The 15,928-nt window shown below is 42.3% G+C and carries 17 protein-coding genes; 14 read left to right on the top strand and 3 right to left on the bottom strand.

Features of this window, described 5'->3' with window-relative positions; translation table 11 throughout:
- The first annotated feature begins 77 nt into the window (after positions 1-77).
- The 5 genes from MFF31_RS13840 to thiI all read left to right on the top strand — a co-directional run bounded on the left by MFF31_RS13840 (position 78) and on the right by thiI (position 5,059).
- A complete protein-coding gene (locus MFF31_RS13840) occupies positions 78-767 on the top strand; it encodes a YwaF family protein (RefSeq protein WP_238188711.1) in 690 nt (229 codons plus the stop codon).
- 125 nt (positions 768-892) lie between these two features.
- Positions 893-1,666, top strand: a complete 774-nt coding sequence (locus MFF31_RS13845; RefSeq protein ID WP_238188712.1) for a carbonic anhydrase family protein — start codon at positions 893-895, stop codon at positions 1,664-1,666.
- A gap of 223 nt (positions 1,667-1,889) precedes the next feature.
- A complete protein-coding gene (locus MFF31_RS25235; protein ID WP_282570482.1) occupies positions 1,890-2,594 on the top strand; it encodes a lytic transglycosylase domain-containing protein in 705 nt (234 codons plus the stop codon).
- A gap of 96 nt (positions 2,595-2,690) precedes the next feature.
- Entirely contained in the window at positions 2,691-3,842 is a 1,152-nt protein-coding gene (locus MFF31_RS13855; RefSeq protein WP_238188713.1) for a cysteine desulfurase family protein, read from the top strand.
- Positions 3,839-5,059 (top strand): tRNA uracil 4-sulfurtransferase ThiI, encoded by a 1,221-nt coding sequence (thiI, locus tag MFF31_RS13860; protein WP_238188714.1) that lies wholly within the window; start codon positions 3,839-3,841, stop codon positions 5,057-5,059. The genes MFF31_RS13855 and thiI overlap by 4 nt, the downstream gene beginning before the upstream one ends.
- Before the next feature lie 114 nt (positions 5,060-5,173).
- Here thiI and MFF31_RS13865 read toward each other — a convergent pair whose 3' ends face one another.
- The gene (locus MFF31_RS13865) at positions 5,174-5,884 is read right to left on the bottom strand and encodes a TerC family protein (RefSeq protein WP_238188715.1); all 711 of its coding nucleotides are present in this window, start codon (positions 5,882-5,884) and stop codon (positions 5,174-5,176) included.
- A gap of 139 nt (positions 5,885-6,023) precedes the next feature.
- Here MFF31_RS13865 and MFF31_RS13870 point away from each other — a divergent pair, with 139 nt between their 5' ends.
- The 7 genes from MFF31_RS13870 (at position 6,024) to MFF31_RS13900 (ending at position 11,158) form a co-directional block, all read left to right on the top strand.
- On the top strand, positions 6,024-6,683 hold the full coding sequence (locus MFF31_RS13870; RefSeq protein ID WP_238188716.1) for a TerC family protein: 660 nt from the start codon (positions 6,024-6,026) through the stop codon (positions 6,681-6,683).
- 168 nt (positions 6,684-6,851) lie between these two features.
- A complete protein-coding gene (locus tag MFF31_RS13875; protein WP_238188717.1) occupies positions 6,852-7,334 on the top strand; it encodes a hypothetical protein in 483 nt (160 codons plus the stop codon).
- A gap of 38 nt (positions 7,335-7,372) precedes the next feature.
- Positions 7,373-9,217: a translational GTPase TypA gene (gene typA, locus MFF31_RS13880; RefSeq protein WP_238188718.1), complete on the top strand. Its 1,845-nt coding sequence runs from the start codon at positions 7,373-7,375 to the stop codon at positions 9,215-9,217.
- A gap of 60 nt (positions 9,218-9,277) precedes the next feature.
- Positions 9,278-9,589: a YlaH-like family protein gene (locus MFF31_RS13885; RefSeq protein ID WP_238188719.1), complete on the top strand. Its 312-nt coding sequence runs from the start codon at positions 9,278-9,280 to the stop codon at positions 9,587-9,589.
- On the top strand, positions 9,586-9,858 hold the full coding sequence (locus tag MFF31_RS13890) for a hypothetical protein (protein WP_238188720.1): 273 nt from the start codon (positions 9,586-9,588) through the stop codon (positions 9,856-9,858). The genes MFF31_RS13885 and MFF31_RS13890 overlap by 4 nt, the downstream gene beginning before the upstream one ends.
- Before the next feature lie 16 nt (positions 9,859-9,874).
- The gene (locus MFF31_RS13895; RefSeq protein ID WP_238188721.1) at positions 9,875-10,933 is read left to right on the top strand and encodes an LCP family protein; all 1,059 of its coding nucleotides are present in this window, start codon (positions 9,875-9,877) and stop codon (positions 10,931-10,933) included.
- An 81-nt stretch (positions 10,934-11,014) separates the two neighbouring features.
- Complete coding sequence (locus tag MFF31_RS13900; protein WP_238188722.1) at positions 11,015-11,158, top strand: hypothetical protein; 144 nt, start codon at positions 11,015-11,017, stop codon at positions 11,156-11,158.
- Positions 11,159-11,196: 38 nt separating this feature from the next.
- Here MFF31_RS13900 and MFF31_RS13905 read toward each other — a convergent pair whose 3' ends face one another.
- On the bottom strand, positions 11,197-11,817 hold the full coding sequence (locus MFF31_RS13905) for a YhcN/YlaJ family sporulation lipoprotein (protein WP_248565488.1): 621 nt from the start codon (positions 11,815-11,817) through the stop codon (positions 11,197-11,199).
- A gap of 68 nt (positions 11,818-11,885) precedes the next feature.
- Between MFF31_RS13905 and MFF31_RS13910 the strand changes: the two genes are divergently transcribed.
- Both MFF31_RS13910 and MFF31_RS13915 read left to right on the top strand, forming a co-directional pair.
- The gene (locus tag MFF31_RS13910) at positions 11,886-13,217 is read left to right on the top strand and encodes a PhoH family protein (RefSeq protein WP_238188724.1); all 1,332 of its coding nucleotides are present in this window, start codon (positions 11,886-11,888) and stop codon (positions 13,215-13,217) included.
- 166 nt (positions 13,218-13,383) lie between these two features.
- Positions 13,384-14,694 (top strand): extracellular solute-binding protein, encoded by a 1,311-nt coding sequence (locus tag MFF31_RS13915; RefSeq protein WP_248565489.1) that lies wholly within the window; start codon positions 13,384-13,386, stop codon positions 14,692-14,694.
- 75 nt (positions 14,695-14,769) lie between these two features.
- Here MFF31_RS13915 and MFF31_RS13920 read toward each other — a convergent pair whose 3' ends face one another.
- Positions 14,770-15,873, bottom strand: a complete 1,104-nt coding sequence (locus MFF31_RS13920; protein WP_238188726.1) for a coiled-coil domain-containing protein — start codon at positions 15,871-15,873, stop codon at positions 14,770-14,772.
- Positions 15,874-15,928: the final 55 nt, after the last annotated feature.

Here is a 15,928-nt window from a genome sequence, read left to right on the forward strand (position 1 = left end):
TTTTATGCCCCGCATGTAAAAATGGCTTTAATGTCAGATACTAATCGTTAAGATATGCAGTATGGAGGAGGCGTTTTATGTTTGAAATGTTTTCATTAGAACATTACGCTGCATTAGTTGTTGCTGCTATTACATTTATCGCGATTGTTGTTTATCGCAAGGAACTTAGACATCCTACACTCAATCGTAGGTTTCGTTGGGTGATGGTGGCGGTGCTTCTAGGTTGTGAAATTGGCTTGCAATCATCGTATATTATAGGCGGCAGTTGGGGAGTTGACTCGCTCCCATTTGAGCTATGTAGCCTAACGCTGCTTCTATCGGCCGTTTCACTCGCCCTTCGGGTTAAGCAATTGTATGCGATTGTATTTTTTTTAGGGAGCCTAGGAGCACTGCAAGCATTAATTACTCCTAGCCTAGCTGAAGCATTTCCTCAGTTTAGATATTTTCAATTTTTTATCGGGCATATCGGTATTATAGCTACTGCACTTTTTTTGCTTGTTGTTGAGAGGTATCATCCTACGCTGCGATCTATGTTCGGAGCTTTATTGTGGATACATGTATTGGCAATTCCCGCGGCTATTGCGAACATCGTTTCGGGCACAACAAACTTCATGTTTTTGGCTCGGAAGCCGAATTCAGCTTCGTTGTTAGATGCGCTTGCACCTTGGCCATGGTATATCTTACAGATGGAATTGCTCGCGATTGTAATGTGTTTCATCCTTCTGGGCATTGTCCAACTCATTAATAGGATGATTAGGAATATATAACTATGTACGCCTATTGAAAATAGAAGTATACTTTCTTATAAGAGGAAGGAATTTCCTTAACTATTAAAAGCAATTACATACTATTAAATTTCTTCTTCATAATAAAATGAAGGAAGGGAAAAAGTATGAAATTGAAATGGTTTAAAGTTTTGTTATTTACATCCGTTTTGTCAGCGACCGTCGTTTGGCCGGTAACGGGAGCGCCTGTGGGCGAGAGAGGCAGTCCGCAAGCAATTTCTGCTAGCTCGGTATCATTTAGCAGTTCCGGTACAAGTCAATCTCCTATTGATTTTGTTAATCCCCTTACAACAATACCTACGAACAAAGAAATTCAATCCATTTATTACCCGGCATTTCTTCCTGAAATTAAAAACAACGGTGGACATGAAATTTCCGTCACTGACAACCTTAGTTTTCCTGTATCAGGCAGTAAAATAACAATCAACGGAGTGGACTATAAGTTATCTGAATTTCATTTCCATACAAAAAGCGAACATCATGTGAACGGTACCGAATATCCAATGGAAATCCATTTCAAACATAATAACAGCAGTGGACAAAATGTTGTAATTGGAGTATTTGTGGAGTCTGTAACGTCACCAACAAATGTTAACGAAACGTTGACGGCTTTATTTGACACTATTCCTTTAACGAATGAATCTGTTACCCCTGCCTCATCAATTGATCTAAATCGACTGCTTCCGAGTGTAGACTCACGGAACTATTACCATTACAGTGGATCATTGACAACCCCTCCTTATACCGAAGGTATCGAGTGGTACGTTTTCAAAACTCCTATTAAAATTTTGAAAGCAGATTTAGATAAGTACATTGCGAAATTCCCACGCTACGAGAGACTTCCTCAGGATCTTAACGGCCGTACGATTTTCTACAAATAACAGCCACTTTTAAAGTAGCAACACGTTGAACTTCCTAGCCCGCTTTCATGCGAGTTAGGAGGTTCTTTTTGATTGAACGTATTAAATAATAATGAAATGTGTGAGAGAGATGAAATAAATCTATTAATTTTATATGTGACTAGCAGTAAAGTCTAAAAACATGTACAATAAATACCGATATCACTCATGTACGTCTTTATGATTTCACTAGGGGGCAACATTCATGAGTATAGATCCACGCACGATGAAAGCGATGCTGCAGGCTCAACTTGCACCAAGCTTGGATTTCGGGGGACTTTCCAAAAAGTCGGCTAGTCAAAAGTCAGACAAAGAGGAAATTTCATTATTCAATAAGTTATTGTCCGCACAACTTTCAGGACAATCTCCAATAGATGGAAACTCGGAAAGCAGCGAACCTGTCTGGTCGAATGAGCTTTGGGCACAGGTTGCGCAATTTGGCGTAACGGAAGCGTCACCGATTGTGAGTGAAATGAATCATTCTTTGCCTGTGTATACGGAAGGATCAGCACCTTTTGCTGGTATCATTCAGAATGCTGCAACGAAGTATGGAGTAGCACCATCTTTAATACATGCTGTTATAGCAACAGAATCTGGCTTTAACCCACAAGCTGAATCACATGCAGGGGCAAAAGGCCTTATGCAGTTGATGGATGGGACAGCAAGAGGACTAGGAGTAACGGATTCTTTTGATCCTGTTCAAAATATTGAGGGCGGGACAAAGTATTTGTCGCTGCTCATGCGAAAGTACGATGGTAACGAGCTGGTAGCGCTCGCAGCATACAATGCTGGACCTGGCAGAGTTGATCGAATTGGCATCGCTACGAATGAAGAGCTTCAAGCGAAACTTCATGAGCTCCCGCGAGAGACACAGCGGTATATCGTAAAGGTACAAGAAGCGAAACTATAATGTGTTTTGAGATCACGTTGGACGCTCCGCATCGAGTAGCGGACATCATCGTTGATCTTTTTCTTTTTTTGAACCTATTGGAAAGGAGGGGCTAACATGCTGTATTTTGACCATAGTGCGTCGACCCCGCCATACGAAGAAGTGATCGAAACAATGATGCAAGTAATGAAAAAACATTATGCCAATCCATCTTCGTTACATGCTGGAGGCGTTGAGGCAGCAGGTTTAATTCAACGTTCGAGAGCATTGATTGCGGAGCAAATGAAGACGACAAAAGGAAGCTGGTTATTTACCTCCGGAGGTACGGAGTCAAACAATTTGGCGATTAAGGGTGTCGCCAAACAATATCGTTCACGTGGCAATCATATTATTGCAACGAGTATTGAGCATGCTTCCGTACATGAAACGTTAAAGCAATTGGAAGCAGAGGGTTACCTCGTCACCTATGTGCCCGTTAGTTCGTCCGGTCATGTGCAGGTTAAACATATACAAGCTGCCATAACAAAAGATACGATATTAGTAACTGTTATGCATGTTAACAATGAGATTGGGACGATTCAACCTATTCAAGAAATCGGCGAAATGTTGAAAGAGTATCCGAAGACGATTTTCCATGTCGACGCTGTCCAAAGTATGGGCAAGCTTCGGCTTGACCCCGATGGATGGGGAATCGATTTAGTTAGCGGTTCAGCTCATAAGCTGCGTGGCCCACGAGGCATAGGCTTTTTGTATGTAAGGGAGGGCGTTAAGCTATACCCTTTATCTTCAGGAGGGACTCACGAGCTTGGATTCCGTGCAGGAACTGAAAACGTGCCTGCTATTGTGGCTGCTGCAAAGGCATTGCGTCTATCCGTGGAGGGCAGCGTTCAAAGAAAAAACCGAATGGAATTGCTCAGCAAGCAGTTACGTAGCTTTATTCAATCGAAGCAGGAACTTAAGCTGAATGGAGCAGAGCCGCTCGCTCCGAATATTATTCATTTCTCCTACCCTGGCATGAAGCCAGAGGTTATCGTTCATATGCTGGAGCAGAATGGTATAATAGCATCTACGAAGTCGGCATGCTCATCCAAGGACAATAAGCCAAGCCGTGTACTGCTGGCATTAGGGGCAAGTGAAAAACATGCTTCTGGCGGCGTACGAATTAGTCTAGGAGACGAGCATGAGCAAAAACATATGAATGAGCTTTCACTTGCGCTTACGCGCATTATAGAGCAACTGAAGCCGCTTGAGAGGAGTTCGACATATTGATTTATGATCAAATCGTATTGCGATACGGCGATTTAACGATGAAGGGCAAAAATCGCAATCTGTTCGAGAAAAAAATGTTGCAGCAAGTAAAAAACTCACTTGTTGCTTATGAAGGAATAACCTATTGGAAAACGTTTGGGCGATTGTATGTAAAGCTTAATGGTCATCCCTACGAGCCGATAGCAGATCGACTTAAAGATTTATTCGGATTAGTGTCGTTAAGTCCAGTATTAAGAACTGATACGGAGCTTGAAGCAATTAGAGAGGCAGCAATGAAGGTTATGCAGTCGCTGAAGACACCTCCGAAAACATTTAAAGTTAGTGCGAAGCGTGCTTGGAAAAAATATCCTCATAGCTCTCATGAAATGAATCATTTAGTAGGCGCTCATATTTTGCGGGCATTCCCAGAACTGTCAGTTAACGTTCGGCAGCCTGAAGTGGAGCTTCGAGTTGATATTCAAGAGGAATCTACTTATGTATTCTGTGAAAATATCCCTGCTGTTGGCGGGTTCCCGTTCGGCTCCAATGGAAAGGCGATGCTGCTTCTATCTGGCGGAATCGATAGTCCAGTAGCGGGCTGGAGCGCGATGCGCAGGGGTCTTGAGCTGGAAGCTGTCCATTTCCACAGCTATCCTTTTACAAGTGAGCAAGCGAAAGATAAAGTAATCGAGCTGGCAAAACGGTTGTCTTATTTCAGTGGAGTGCCAATTAAGCTCCATCTAGTACCTTTTACAGAAATACAGACGATGCTTGCCGGGGCAAGACATGATAATTTAATTATTACATTGATGCGCAGAGCGATGCTGCGAATAACGGAGCAGCTTGCAGAACGTAATGGCGCAAACGGAATCGTGACCGGAGAAAGTTTAGGACAAGTCGCAAGTCAAACGTTGCAAAGTATGAATGTAATCGGAAGAGCAACTGTACTGCCACTGCTCAAGCCGCTTATTATGATGGACAAAAATGAAATTATCGATATTGCCGTGAAGATTGGTACGTTTGAGACATCGATACTGCCATACGAAGATTGTTGTACATTGTTCCTGCCTAAGTCACCGAGCATAAACCCGAATTTGGTAGTGGTGGAGCGTGCAGAAGCTGGACTTACCAAATTGACTGAAATGATTAAAACAGCCGTTGACGGAACTGAGCAGATGGTGCTCACGCCAGACAGTGCTACTTCAGCACAAAAAGCAGGCGAAGACAGCTGGTTCTAACAAAGGGAATTAACCCGAGAAAAACGAGATATCCGCAATAGAAAAAAATAAGGCGCTGTTCAAAAGTAGTAGATTAATCTACTTTTGAGTCAGCGCCTTTTTGGCATGTCTTACTTAATGAGTTTGGCTGCTTTTTTGTGCACTTGCTGCTTGTTTACGTTTGTTCACTAAGTAACCGCCGCCTACTATTACTACGACAATCACAACAATGAAAGTCCAGTAAATAAGCGTATTTTCCTTGAAGAACTCTGCAAACTTCTTCTCATGTGTAATCATCTTAGCTGCAGTGTATGCAAGTACTGCGGAACCAATATAGACGATCCATTCGAATTTGTTGATTAGTTTAATGAATAGGGTACTACCCCAAACAACAACTGGTACACTGATTATTAAACCAAGAACGATTAGTACCATCTCATGCTCAGGTGATCCATGAGCCGCACCTGCTACAGCAATTACGTTGTCGATGCCCATCGCTGCGTCCGCAATAATAATTGTGCGGATGGACTGCCACAGCGTGTTGCCAGCAGTGATGTTGTCGTGATCGCCATCTTGAATAAGTAGCTTGTACGCGATCCAAAGGAGCAATAAACCACCAACTAGATTTAACCAAGGCACCGCCAGCAATTGAACAACAAGCAGTGTTGCGATAACACGAATACCTACCGCACCTACTGTTCCCCAAATAACGGCTTGCTTTTGTTGTTGCGGAGGCAACTTGCGTGCAGCTAGCCCTATGACAATGGCATTATCACCAGCCAATATAAGGTCGATGAACACGATAGTCATTAAGGCTGTAAAAAACTCAACCGTGAAAAAATCCATTTACTTTTCCTCCTTTCTATTAGCTATGCATATTGAAGTCTACAATAAATACGTTCATTCGGGAAGATGTGTTCATAATATTTATGGACATATTCCCCAAAGCTTGTACATACCTCTGTATGAGAGGGGGGAAAACGGAATGGACAACGCTCTTATTTTTCTCGAAATTGTATTAATTAATGTATTGCTTAGCGGAGATAATGCAATTGTAATTGCGATGGCAAGCCAGCAGCTTCCAATTGAACAGCGAAAGCGGGCAATTTGGTGGGGAGCTTTCGCCGCAGTAGGGTTAAGATGCTTGATGACAGTTGTCGCTTTACAGTTACTTCAGATCCCTTATCTACAAGCAGTAGGTGCAGTTCTGCTATTATACATTTCAGTCAAGCTTCTGGCTGAAGCAGGTGGGGATCAAGATACTCATTATGTGAAGAGAGCAGCTACAATTGGTGCAGCGATATGGACGATAGTTACTGCTGATCTTATTATGAGCTTGGATAATGTGCTGGCAATTGCAGCTGTGGCAGAAGGCGACCTAGTTCTTATATTGCTCGGTATTGCATTAAGCATACCTATGATCATATGGGGAAGCCAATTATTAGGAACACTTCTTCAAAAATTTCCTGCTGTTGCTTATGTTGGAGCTGCACTGCTAGCATTTGCAGCTGGAGAGATGCTGATGCATGACCCCGGACTAGATCGGGTATTGTTTCATGGTTCTCATACGCTTTCTGAGCTCATTCCACTGCTATGTGTACCGTTTGTTATCATTCTTGCTATTTTGCGGAAAAGGACGAAATAATACATTTTTAGAGGAAATTCGCCCCAGTTTATCCGCTGTGGCGCTTTTTTTTTGTTCTTAGCAACATGAATACTGGTATTTTTGCCTCACTTCCTATAAACTAATAAAGATAAAAACTGGCGTCTTTCGTCTGTCTATACGATCGATGTTGTAAGGAGCGGAATGGGTATGCCTACAAACAAATATTCCGCCGGGATTATTTTGCTGTTAGTCGGGGTCGTTATATTGTTGGGCAAAATAGGAGTATTCAGCTTCTTGGGAGCTATATTCTGGCCTTTGCTCGTTTTGATTCCAGGAGTGCTGCTGCATGTGCTCTATTTCGGCAGAGTAGTTCCGGCAGTTGTGTTAGTGCCTGGCGGAATGCTCGTTGTTTACGCATTGCTTTTTGTCATTTGCAACATTTTCGGTTGGGAGAGCTTGAAGTATCTGTGGCCTTTGTTTATATTCGGCATTGCTGCAGGTCTTTATGAATATTACATGTTCGGTTCATCAATACCGCGTGTCGTATTCAGAGCATCAATCGCGCTCGCAGCCGCATCTGTTTTGTTCCTCGTGACCATCCTGATGTGGAGCTGGGGAATTTATCTTGTTGCAGCTTTGTTTATTGCAGCTGGAGCGTGGATGATGTTTGGTAAACGTAAGCGTTGGTAAGAGGTTTATAAATAAACAATTGGAGTGGATTAAATTTTATGCAAGCAAGAGAGAATTTACGCAATATAGCTATTATAGCTCACGTTGACCATGGCAAAACAACTTTGGTTGACAAACTGTTACAGCAATCCGGTACATTTAGAGATCATGAAGCTGTACAAGAACGTGCGATGGATTCCAATGATTTGGAACGCGAGCGTGGTATTACCATCCTAGCGAAAAACACTGCAATCACGTACAAAAGCTTCACGATTAATATTATGGATACGCCTGGACATGCTGACTTTGGCGGCGAAGTTGAGCGTATTATGAAAATGGTTGACGGCGTTCTACTTGTAGTAGATGCTTTCGAAGGCTGTATGCCACAAACGAAATTTGTATTGCGCAAAGCACTAGAGGCTAACGTTACACCAATCGTTGTCGTTAACAAAATTGACCGTCCGAACGCAAGACCGTCCGAAGTTATTGATGAAGTGCTTGATCTCTTTATTGAGCTTGGTGCAAATGATGAGCAGTTGGAATTCCCAGTTGTATATGCATCAGCACTTAATGGTACGTCAAGCCTTGATCCTGAGAAACAGGACGACGATATGATGGCATTGTACGAAACAGTTGTAGAACATATCCCTTCACCAACTGAAAATGTTGAGGAGCCATTGCAATTTTTGGTAACTCTACTTGACTATAATGAATACTTGGGTCGTATTGCGATTGGTCGCGTTAACCGTGGAACGATCAAGCAAGGTCAATCAGTTGTAGTTATTGACCATGATGGTAAGGCGAAGCAAGCTCGTATCGAGAAGCTATTTGGTTTCACAGGTTTGAAACGTGTTGAAATTCTAGAAGCTGGTGCTGGTGATATCGTTGCAATCGCTGGTATTCGTGAGATCAACATTGGCGAAACAATTGCTGATCCACAACATCCAGAAGCATTGCCAGTTCTAAAAATTGATGAGCCAACTTTGCAAATGACTTTCCTTGTAAACAACAGTCCGTTTGCAGGTCGCGAAGGAAAATGGGTTACTTCCCGTAAAATTCGTGAGCGTTTGTTCAAAGAGCTAGAAACAGATGTAGCACTTCGTGTTCAAGAGACAGAAAGCCCTGATGCATTCATCGTTTCTGGACGCGGTGAGCTTCACCTTAGTATCCTAATCGAAAATATGCGTCGCGAAGGATATGAGCTTCAAGTTTCCAAGCCTGAAGTAATTGTTAAAGAAATCGACGGAATGAAACAAGAGCCGTACGAGAGAATGTTGATTGACCTTCCTGAAGAGAGCATGGGCTCTGTTATGGAAAGCCTTGGAACTCGTAAGGCTGAAATGGTTAACATGATCAATCACGGAAACGGTCAAGTACGTCTTGAGTTCATCATCCCAGCTCGTGGATTGATTGGTTACCGTACTTCGTTCCTTACGCTTACACGCGGATATGGCATTATGAACCATGCGTTCGATAGCTATGGTCCACTTGCAGGTACTGGCGTAGGCGGTCGTCATCAAGGCGTTCTTGTAGCAAGTGAAAATGGTACTTCGACATTCTACGGCATGTTGGGTGTTGAGGATCGCGGTTACATGTTCCTTGAGCCAGGTACAGAAATTTATGAAGGTATGATCGTTGGCGAGCATAACCGTGACAACGACATTATCGTTAATATCTGTAAAGAAAAACAGCTTTCCAACGTTCGTTCCGCAGGTAAAGACGATACTGTTAAGCTAAAAACACCTGTTATCTTCTCGCTAGAGCAAGCTCTAGAATATTTGAACGATGACGAGTATTGTGAAATTACACCGAAGTCGATTCGTCTTCGTAAAAAGCTTCTTGTGAAGAGTGAGCGTGAACGTGCTGAGAAGAATCGTAAATCGGCACAACAAGCTGGCGTATAATTTACGTTATGAATAAGGTTTGCTCTGCAAACCTTATGTCCAGGCTTAGGAGGTATAAGGATGCAAGCATGGCTGAGCGATCATAAGCTCGTTTCGTATTTGATCATACTTGGATTCACCATTTATATTTTTAATCAAGTGTTCCGAGCGCAGCAGAAATTGCCGATACTGAAAGAAGTGCTCGTATATCTCTTGATGGCTTTTGGATCGTTTATCTTGATGATTTTGCAAGTTGATAAGTTGCCGATCATTCAATGTATGGCTGTAGCAGTTGCTATGATGCTAATGCTTCGTGGTCGCCAATTTTACGACAAGTGGAAGGGCAACAAAGCGGCAAAAATTGAATCTCAAAATGCGGAGAGCAGCAAATGAGACTAGAGGATGCGCTGTTTAACTGGCTACAAATTCAGATCGTTGCAACTGCAAGACCTGATGATGAGGCTGCTGGCAATACGTTAGCTTTCTTTGAGCAAATTTTACGTGAAGATCATGGGCTTACCTCATTTATCATTGCTAAGACGGATGATACGATGATTCACGTGAAATATGAGAAGGATGATCGTACGAAGCTGCAGCTTTATCCGCGTGAGGTAGGAGAACAGTTGCTTCAAGATATTATCGCAAATCCCAAATATAATTGACTTGAGGGTGGAACTGATGAGCCAAGGATCGACATCTTTGCCTCCACGCTCGGGATCGCGCGGCTCCGTTCCGCCTCAAAAGGCGAAAGGACCCAAAAAACCAAAGAAGAAACGTAAAGTTTTTGTTACGTTTATATATCTTCTATTAGGTCTGCTGCTCATTGTAGCAGCAGGCCTTGGTTATTTGGTGTTCAAAACGAGTGATGCGATTGGTGACATCGGCGTGAATGACAATAAAGTAACTGAAGTGCCAGTAGGTGAATCGGTAAAAGCAAAACCTGTTGCTATGGTATTTATGGGTATAGATACCCGTAAAAATGGCGGCTCAATTAATACGGATGTTATGATGGTCGCAGCATTTAATCCAACAACCAAAAAAGCGACAGTCGTATCGATTCCTCGTGATACATACATAGATGTTGAAGACTATCGTGGACGTAAGGCTAACAGCTATTATGCTTCATTTTTCAACGTTGCACGGCAAGAAGGCAAGGAAAAGGAAGACGCTCAGCTCGAAGCCAAAAGGGTTGTTCGTGAAGTGTTAGGCAAATATTTCGGTATTGACATCAAGTATGCAGCTATCATAAATTTCCAAGGATTTTCTGATGTTGTAGATGCTGTTGACGGAGTAGAAGTCAACGTTGACAAGCGAATGAAATATACCGATTCTCATGATGGTACGAATATCGATCTAGAGCCTGGCATACAAGTATTAAATGGCAAAAAAGCACTTGATTTCGTCCGTTACCGTAAATCGAACGGCGGGGGAGAGCAGTCTAGTGATTTTGAGCGCAACCGCAGACAGAGCGAGGTGGTAAGTGCTATCCTTGATAAGTTGTTAAGTCTTGGAGGCGTTCCGAAAGTCGGGTCTGTCATTGATGCAGTAGCTAAAAACATTAGTATCGATATGCCAAAAAAAGAAATAACCCGCATGATGGAAACATATTTCTCCATTCGCAGCGACGATATTACCTTTATTTCGCTTGAAGGAAAGTGGAAGAGCCCAAATGTTTATGCAGACGAAACTAGTCTTGCGAATGCAAAGGCAGCTCTCCAGGAGAAATTGGCTGAATGACCGTAGACCGTACTCAATCTAATAGCTATAATTAAACTAAGTAACTGCTTTTGAATTCTGATTCAGAAGGTGGTCATGCGGATGAGCAAACGAGGAATAGCGGTAGATCCGCAGCCTGGCGGAGCATGGGACAAAGTAAACATGAATAGCCTTAGTATGAGAGTTTTAACGATCTGCGCGGACAAGTATGCCTGCAAACATATAGTGCTGTACAAAAAAGCCTAGTGATTAATCACTAGGCTTTTTGTGTCTTCTGGACACCATCACTGCATTTTCTCAATATGGGTTCTTTGGTTCATTCCAGAAGGATGATGTCCTTGTGCACGGTTCATTTCATGTGTTTTTGCTGGCATAACATCTCGCGGCATTTGTGGAATGACTCGGCCCATTATATCCGCCAGCTCCTCGGCGAAGCCGGATATAGGTCGACCGGCTCTAATGTCTGCCCCGATCTCATTTAGACGGCTGGAGATATCAATATCTGCTGTAACAAGCGCGTCCACGCCGTAGGGATCGTTTTGGAATGCCTCTGCAACTGAATATTTAATTACACCTACTCTTGAGCGTTCAAGTGACCCTTCCACATCAATGCCGACGATAGCTGTATTTCCGAGAACGACGCAATGTGCGTTTTTAACACCATCTATGCCTTTTGCAAGGCCTTCTAGATGAGCTTCGACTTGCGCTCGATCTGTAATTAGCTTCTTGCCGCTCTCATTCTGTTTTGTTTCCAAATTGGCATTATTATGCGGAGAGGGTGATGTCTCGTTACGTGCGCTATTGCCGCAGCCTGAAGCCATGACAATGATGACGATTGCTGCAGTTAACCACTTATACATGTATTCCACCTCATTTAGTTTGTTGTAGCTCGCAGACTTACTCATGTAGTAGTTTGCCCGCTGACAACTGAGGCTATGTATGCAATTGTATATCAGACGCAGGGAGGGTTTTCATGAAAAAAATATTCGTGCTCGATACAAATGTATTGCTTCATGATCCGCAATCAGTGTTTTCTTTTGACGATAATATCATTGTTATTCCTGCAGTAGTGCTGGAGGAAATTGACTCTAAGAAGAGACTTGCTGATGAGCTGGGGCGTAATGCACGAACTGTTTCCAGGCTGTTAGATAAGATGAGAGAACAGGGACATCTTCATGAAGGAATTACTTTGCCAAGCGGTGGGCTACTTAAGGTGGAGTTGAATCATAAAAGTTTCGTTCGTGTTCAGGAGATGTTTGGAGAAATATCGAATGATAATCGGATATTAGCGGTAGCCCTTAACTATCATTTGGAACAAGAAAATTTAGCGGAAAAGCAAGAGATCGTATTGGTGAGTAAAGATGTCCTGGTCAGAATTAAGGCGGACGTGCTTGGTCTTCAAGCACAAGATTATTTGTCAGATCGTGTGGTCGATTCCTCTGAGTTTTATTCGGGGCATGTAACGTTGCATGTTCATCCTGCTATTATTGATGAGTTTTATTCTTATAGGTTTTTAAGTGTGAAGCAGCTTCAGCTTAAACAAAAAATCAACGCAAATGAATTTGTTATATTACGTGATGAGCTGGGTACTTCCAAGTCCGCATTATTAAAAGTTAGTCAGGATGGCAATAGACTAGAGCCATTATATTTAAGCAATGATCCTGTTTGGGGTATTACCGCTCGAAATGCACAGCAACGTATGGCTCTTGAATTGCTGCTTAACGATGACATTCCCCTCGTTACTTTATCTGGGAAAGCCGGCACTGGCAAGACGCTGCTTGCATTGGCAGCCGGTCTCCTGAAAGTGGAGGATGAGCATAAATATAAAAAACTGCTAATAGCAAGGCCGGTCGTTCCGATGGGGAAAGATATCGGTTACTTACCAGGAGAGAAAGAGGAGAAGCTTAGACCATGGATGCAGCCTATTTATGATAATTTGGAGTTTTTGTTCGACACAAAAAAAGCAGGAGACATCGATAAAATATTGATGGGGATGGGCAGCATTCAAGTAGAGGCGCTAACTTATATTCGCGGCCGTTCAATACCTGGTCAATTTATCATTATTGACGAAGCACAAAATTTGACCAAACATGAAGTGAAAACAATTGTGTCACGTGTTGGTGAAGGAAGCAAAATTGTCCTTATGGGCGATCCAGGTCAAATCGATCATCCATATCTTGATTCGATAAGCAACGGATTGACGAATATAGTGGAACGATTTAAGCAAGAAGGCATAAGTGGTCATATGACATTAGAAAAAGGGGAACGCTCCAAGCTTGCACAACAAGCCGCGGACCTTCTGTAGAGTTAACTCAAGTATTCAATTCAATAAAAACACAAAATGATGGTGTGAGGGGTTGTCCTCGCACCATCATTTTTTTTTGCGAATCGAGTCAATTGATGCTCTATTAGTAGATTCTCACTTGTGCGAAAGCTCCCATTATTGATATCCTATATCCATAATAATGTAATTGGAAAGGAAGAAGTCTGTGTCTCCACGCAAATATGTACCGCTTCTTGTGGGTGCATTGCTTATAACTGCGCTTATGTTGATCTTTTTCTCACGATCAATGAACTGGAATCAAACGGACAATTCTAATGGAATTACACTTGTTGAGCCTGCAGGAGGCCAGCAAATATCAGAAGTAGTCAAACATATTTATGTAAATGTTTCGCTTCCATCGGTCGAATATAGACGAGTTCTTCACCAGAACAATGAGTTTATGACCAAATATCCGCAAATTCGAGTTCACATGACGAATGATAATAAGATAGGGAATAATTACACAGCGCTATCGAAGCAGAGCGCTAATGGGAATGCACCAGATGTTATGTTATTGAATAATAGCCAAGTTATTCCGTTAGCTGTTCAAGGCTATTTGAATCCAGTAGACAGCTTGATGTCAGGAGATGTGTATTCCGATCAATTAGCTGGCCTGTTAGAGCCTATCAAATGGAATGGCTACCTGTGGGGAACTCCAAACGATATTAATCCATATATCATTGCATGGAATAAGAACATGTTAACAGAAGCGGGGCTTACAAGTGCACCAAAAGACTGGACAATGCTACAGCAAGTAGTAGGAAAGCTTGGTATTTCAGATGCACAACGAAATAGGCACTTAATTAACTTTAGTCCAGGTGACATGACTCAATTATTACTGATGGTTACTAAATTTAATGTTGATCGTTCCAATCTTATTAATCTCGTTGAATTAAAACCAAAACAAGCAAGTCAACTATCTTGGCTCCAATCGATGCCAGGAGCAGTAGTAACGATTCCTCTAGACAAAAAGAATGAATTAAGCGAACTCATCGTTAACAATCAATTGCTAATGCTTATTATGCCATGGGAGAAGTTATCTTTACTTAGTGAGTCTGCACAGGAAAATGTATTAGTTGATCAAGATGCGCTATATTATCCTTGGCTGAATGGCAGTAGCTACGTCATTAGTTCAAGCAGTAAATTTGAAGATGAAGCTATGTTGTGGATTCAGGAAATGACAAATACATCACATTCACTTGAACAATTTGAGGCCTCTAATCAACTTCCAGTCAGAACATCAGTATATGACAGGGAAGGTAAGATGCTAGCTTATGGTGCGAGGATGCCTCCCAGCTGGTGGGGGCAGTCCATGAATGCTAAATTACCCCAGGAGGAGTTGTTTATTGCTGATCCGAAGTGGCTGAGCCGATGGTCAACATGGGAAGAAGCATGGGAGAGAGCAACTGGAGATATTCCGAGACTGGATACTTTTATAGAGGAAATGACGTCGCGTTAATGATGTGGTGTCATTATAAACGGCTCCTGCTTCATGACGGGAGCCGTTTGTTTAGGTTGCATTACGTTGTATCGACTAAAAAGAAATACTTAGTTTAATGATGAGTTCGCCATCTTTCACCTCTACTGATTCTGCTTTCAGCATTTTTAAGATTAGCGAAGGATAGAAGCCAAGATCAAATTCTTCCTCTAAGGCAGATCGCGTTGTATCTGGCAGTGAAAAGCCGTTAAAAATGAGTTCATCTACATGAAACAAAATTCCGTTTACGGGCTCATTCTCGACGCTATATTGTCCAGAAATACTAATCTCAATATCGTCTCGCTTACCATATGCCGTTATTTTATCGTCTTTAAACTCGAAGGAGAAATAGTTGAATCTGTCGTCTTGTTCTCTTAAAAACTCATTGAGTTTATTTTCGGGAATACGTATTGTGTAATTGAAACCTTTAATTTCAAGCAAATTCTTATTATCTTGTATCCATGATGGCAACTCATTCATTGCAAGTGACAATGCTTTGAAATATTCTCTAACTTCAGTGAGACCCTTTTTCTCCCAAAATGATGTGAGCTCCTCGATTAGAAGCTTGATTTTGTCACTGTCCGATCGCCCCTCGATCTCGCCGTCAAGCTCAGCCTCCAGAGCTATCACACGATTCCTTTGTTCCTGCAATCTTTGCGTAGCACTGGCTAAAGCGGCTTGTTTTCCTTCTAGCTTCATGTAATTGTCTTTTAACTCTCGATATTGCCCTATGTAGTCGTTCAAGGTATGCTTGTCTTGTGAAATAATAATATCCATATAGTCTAAAATACTAAAAAAGTTCGACCATGATTTTGTAGTCAATAAAGCAGCGTAGAGTTGATCACGCTCACCCATATAATACGCACGTAAAACGTCTCCTGCTTGCTCCCTTTTGTCAACTATATTTTGTTCCTTAATTGCAAGTTCTTGTTCAGCTTCCGACATTGTTAGCAATAACGCTTGCTTCTCGGATTGAATTCTACTAATTTCTTTGTCGATCTCCACGACAGACAAGCTCTTCTCAAGCAGCGAATGCAAATCCTCGGCAGGCGGGGTAATACCCTCTGCAAGTACAGGGAGCCGAAGTATGAACAGAGCGCTGACGAGCAAGAGCAAGAAGCACGCAGCCGCGATTCGTTCACGGATGTTGATTTCAGTCAACGTAAATCTCCCTCCTTAGGGATTAGTTTATGCAAAAGCCTAATCTATTATATCT

The organism is Paenibacillus sp. L3-i20 (assembly GCF_022180385.2).
Taxonomy (GTDB): Bacteria; Bacillota; Bacilli; order Paenibacillales; family Paenibacillaceae; genus Pristimantibacillus.

Coding starts and splice junctions, on each gene's coding strand:
- MFF31_RS13855 (WP_238188713.1), top strand. CDS start 2,691: ATGCTGTATTTTGACCATAGTGCGTCGACCCCGCCATACGAAGAAGTG.
- MFF31_RS13865 (WP_238188715.1), bottom strand. CDS start 5,884: ATGGATTTTTTCACGGTTGAGTTTTTTACAGCCTTAATGACTATCGTG.
- MFF31_RS13885 (WP_238188719.1), top strand. CDS start 9,278: ATGCAAGCATGGCTGAGCGATCATAAGCTCGTTTCGTATTTGATCATA.
- MFF31_RS13900 (WP_238188722.1), top strand. CDS start 11,015: ATGAGCAAACGAGGAATAGCGGTAGATCCGCAGCCTGGCGGAGCATGG.
- MFF31_RS13875 (WP_238188717.1), top strand. CDS start 6,852: ATGCCTACAAACAAATATTCCGCCGGGATTATTTTGCTGTTAGTCGGG.
- typA (WP_238188718.1), top strand. CDS start 7,373: ATGCAAGCAAGAGAGAATTTACGCAATATAGCTATTATAGCTCACGTT.
- MFF31_RS13895 (WP_238188721.1), top strand. CDS start 9,875: ATGAGCCAAGGATCGACATCTTTGCCTCCACGCTCGGGATCGCGCGGC.
- MFF31_RS13870 (WP_238188716.1), top strand. CDS start 6,024: ATGGACAACGCTCTTATTTTTCTCGAAATTGTATTAATTAATGTATTG.
- MFF31_RS13910 (WP_238188724.1), top strand. CDS start 11,886: ATGAAAAAAATATTCGTGCTCGATACAAATGTATTGCTTCATGATCCG.
- MFF31_RS13905 (WP_248565488.1), bottom strand. CDS start 11,817: ATGAGTAAGTCTGCGAGCTACAACAAACTAAATGAGGTGGAATACATG.
- MFF31_RS13845 (WP_238188712.1), top strand. CDS start 893: ATGAAATTGAAATGGTTTAAAGTTTTGTTATTTACATCCGTTTTGTCA.
- MFF31_RS13890 (WP_238188720.1), top strand. CDS start 9,586: ATGAGACTAGAGGATGCGCTGTTTAACTGGCTACAAATTCAGATCGTT.
- MFF31_RS13840 (WP_238188711.1), top strand. CDS start 78: ATGTTTGAAATGTTTTCATTAGAACATTACGCTGCATTAGTTGTTGCT.
- MFF31_RS25235 (WP_282570482.1), top strand. CDS start 1,890: ATGAGTATAGATCCACGCACGATGAAAGCGATGCTGCAGGCTCAACTT.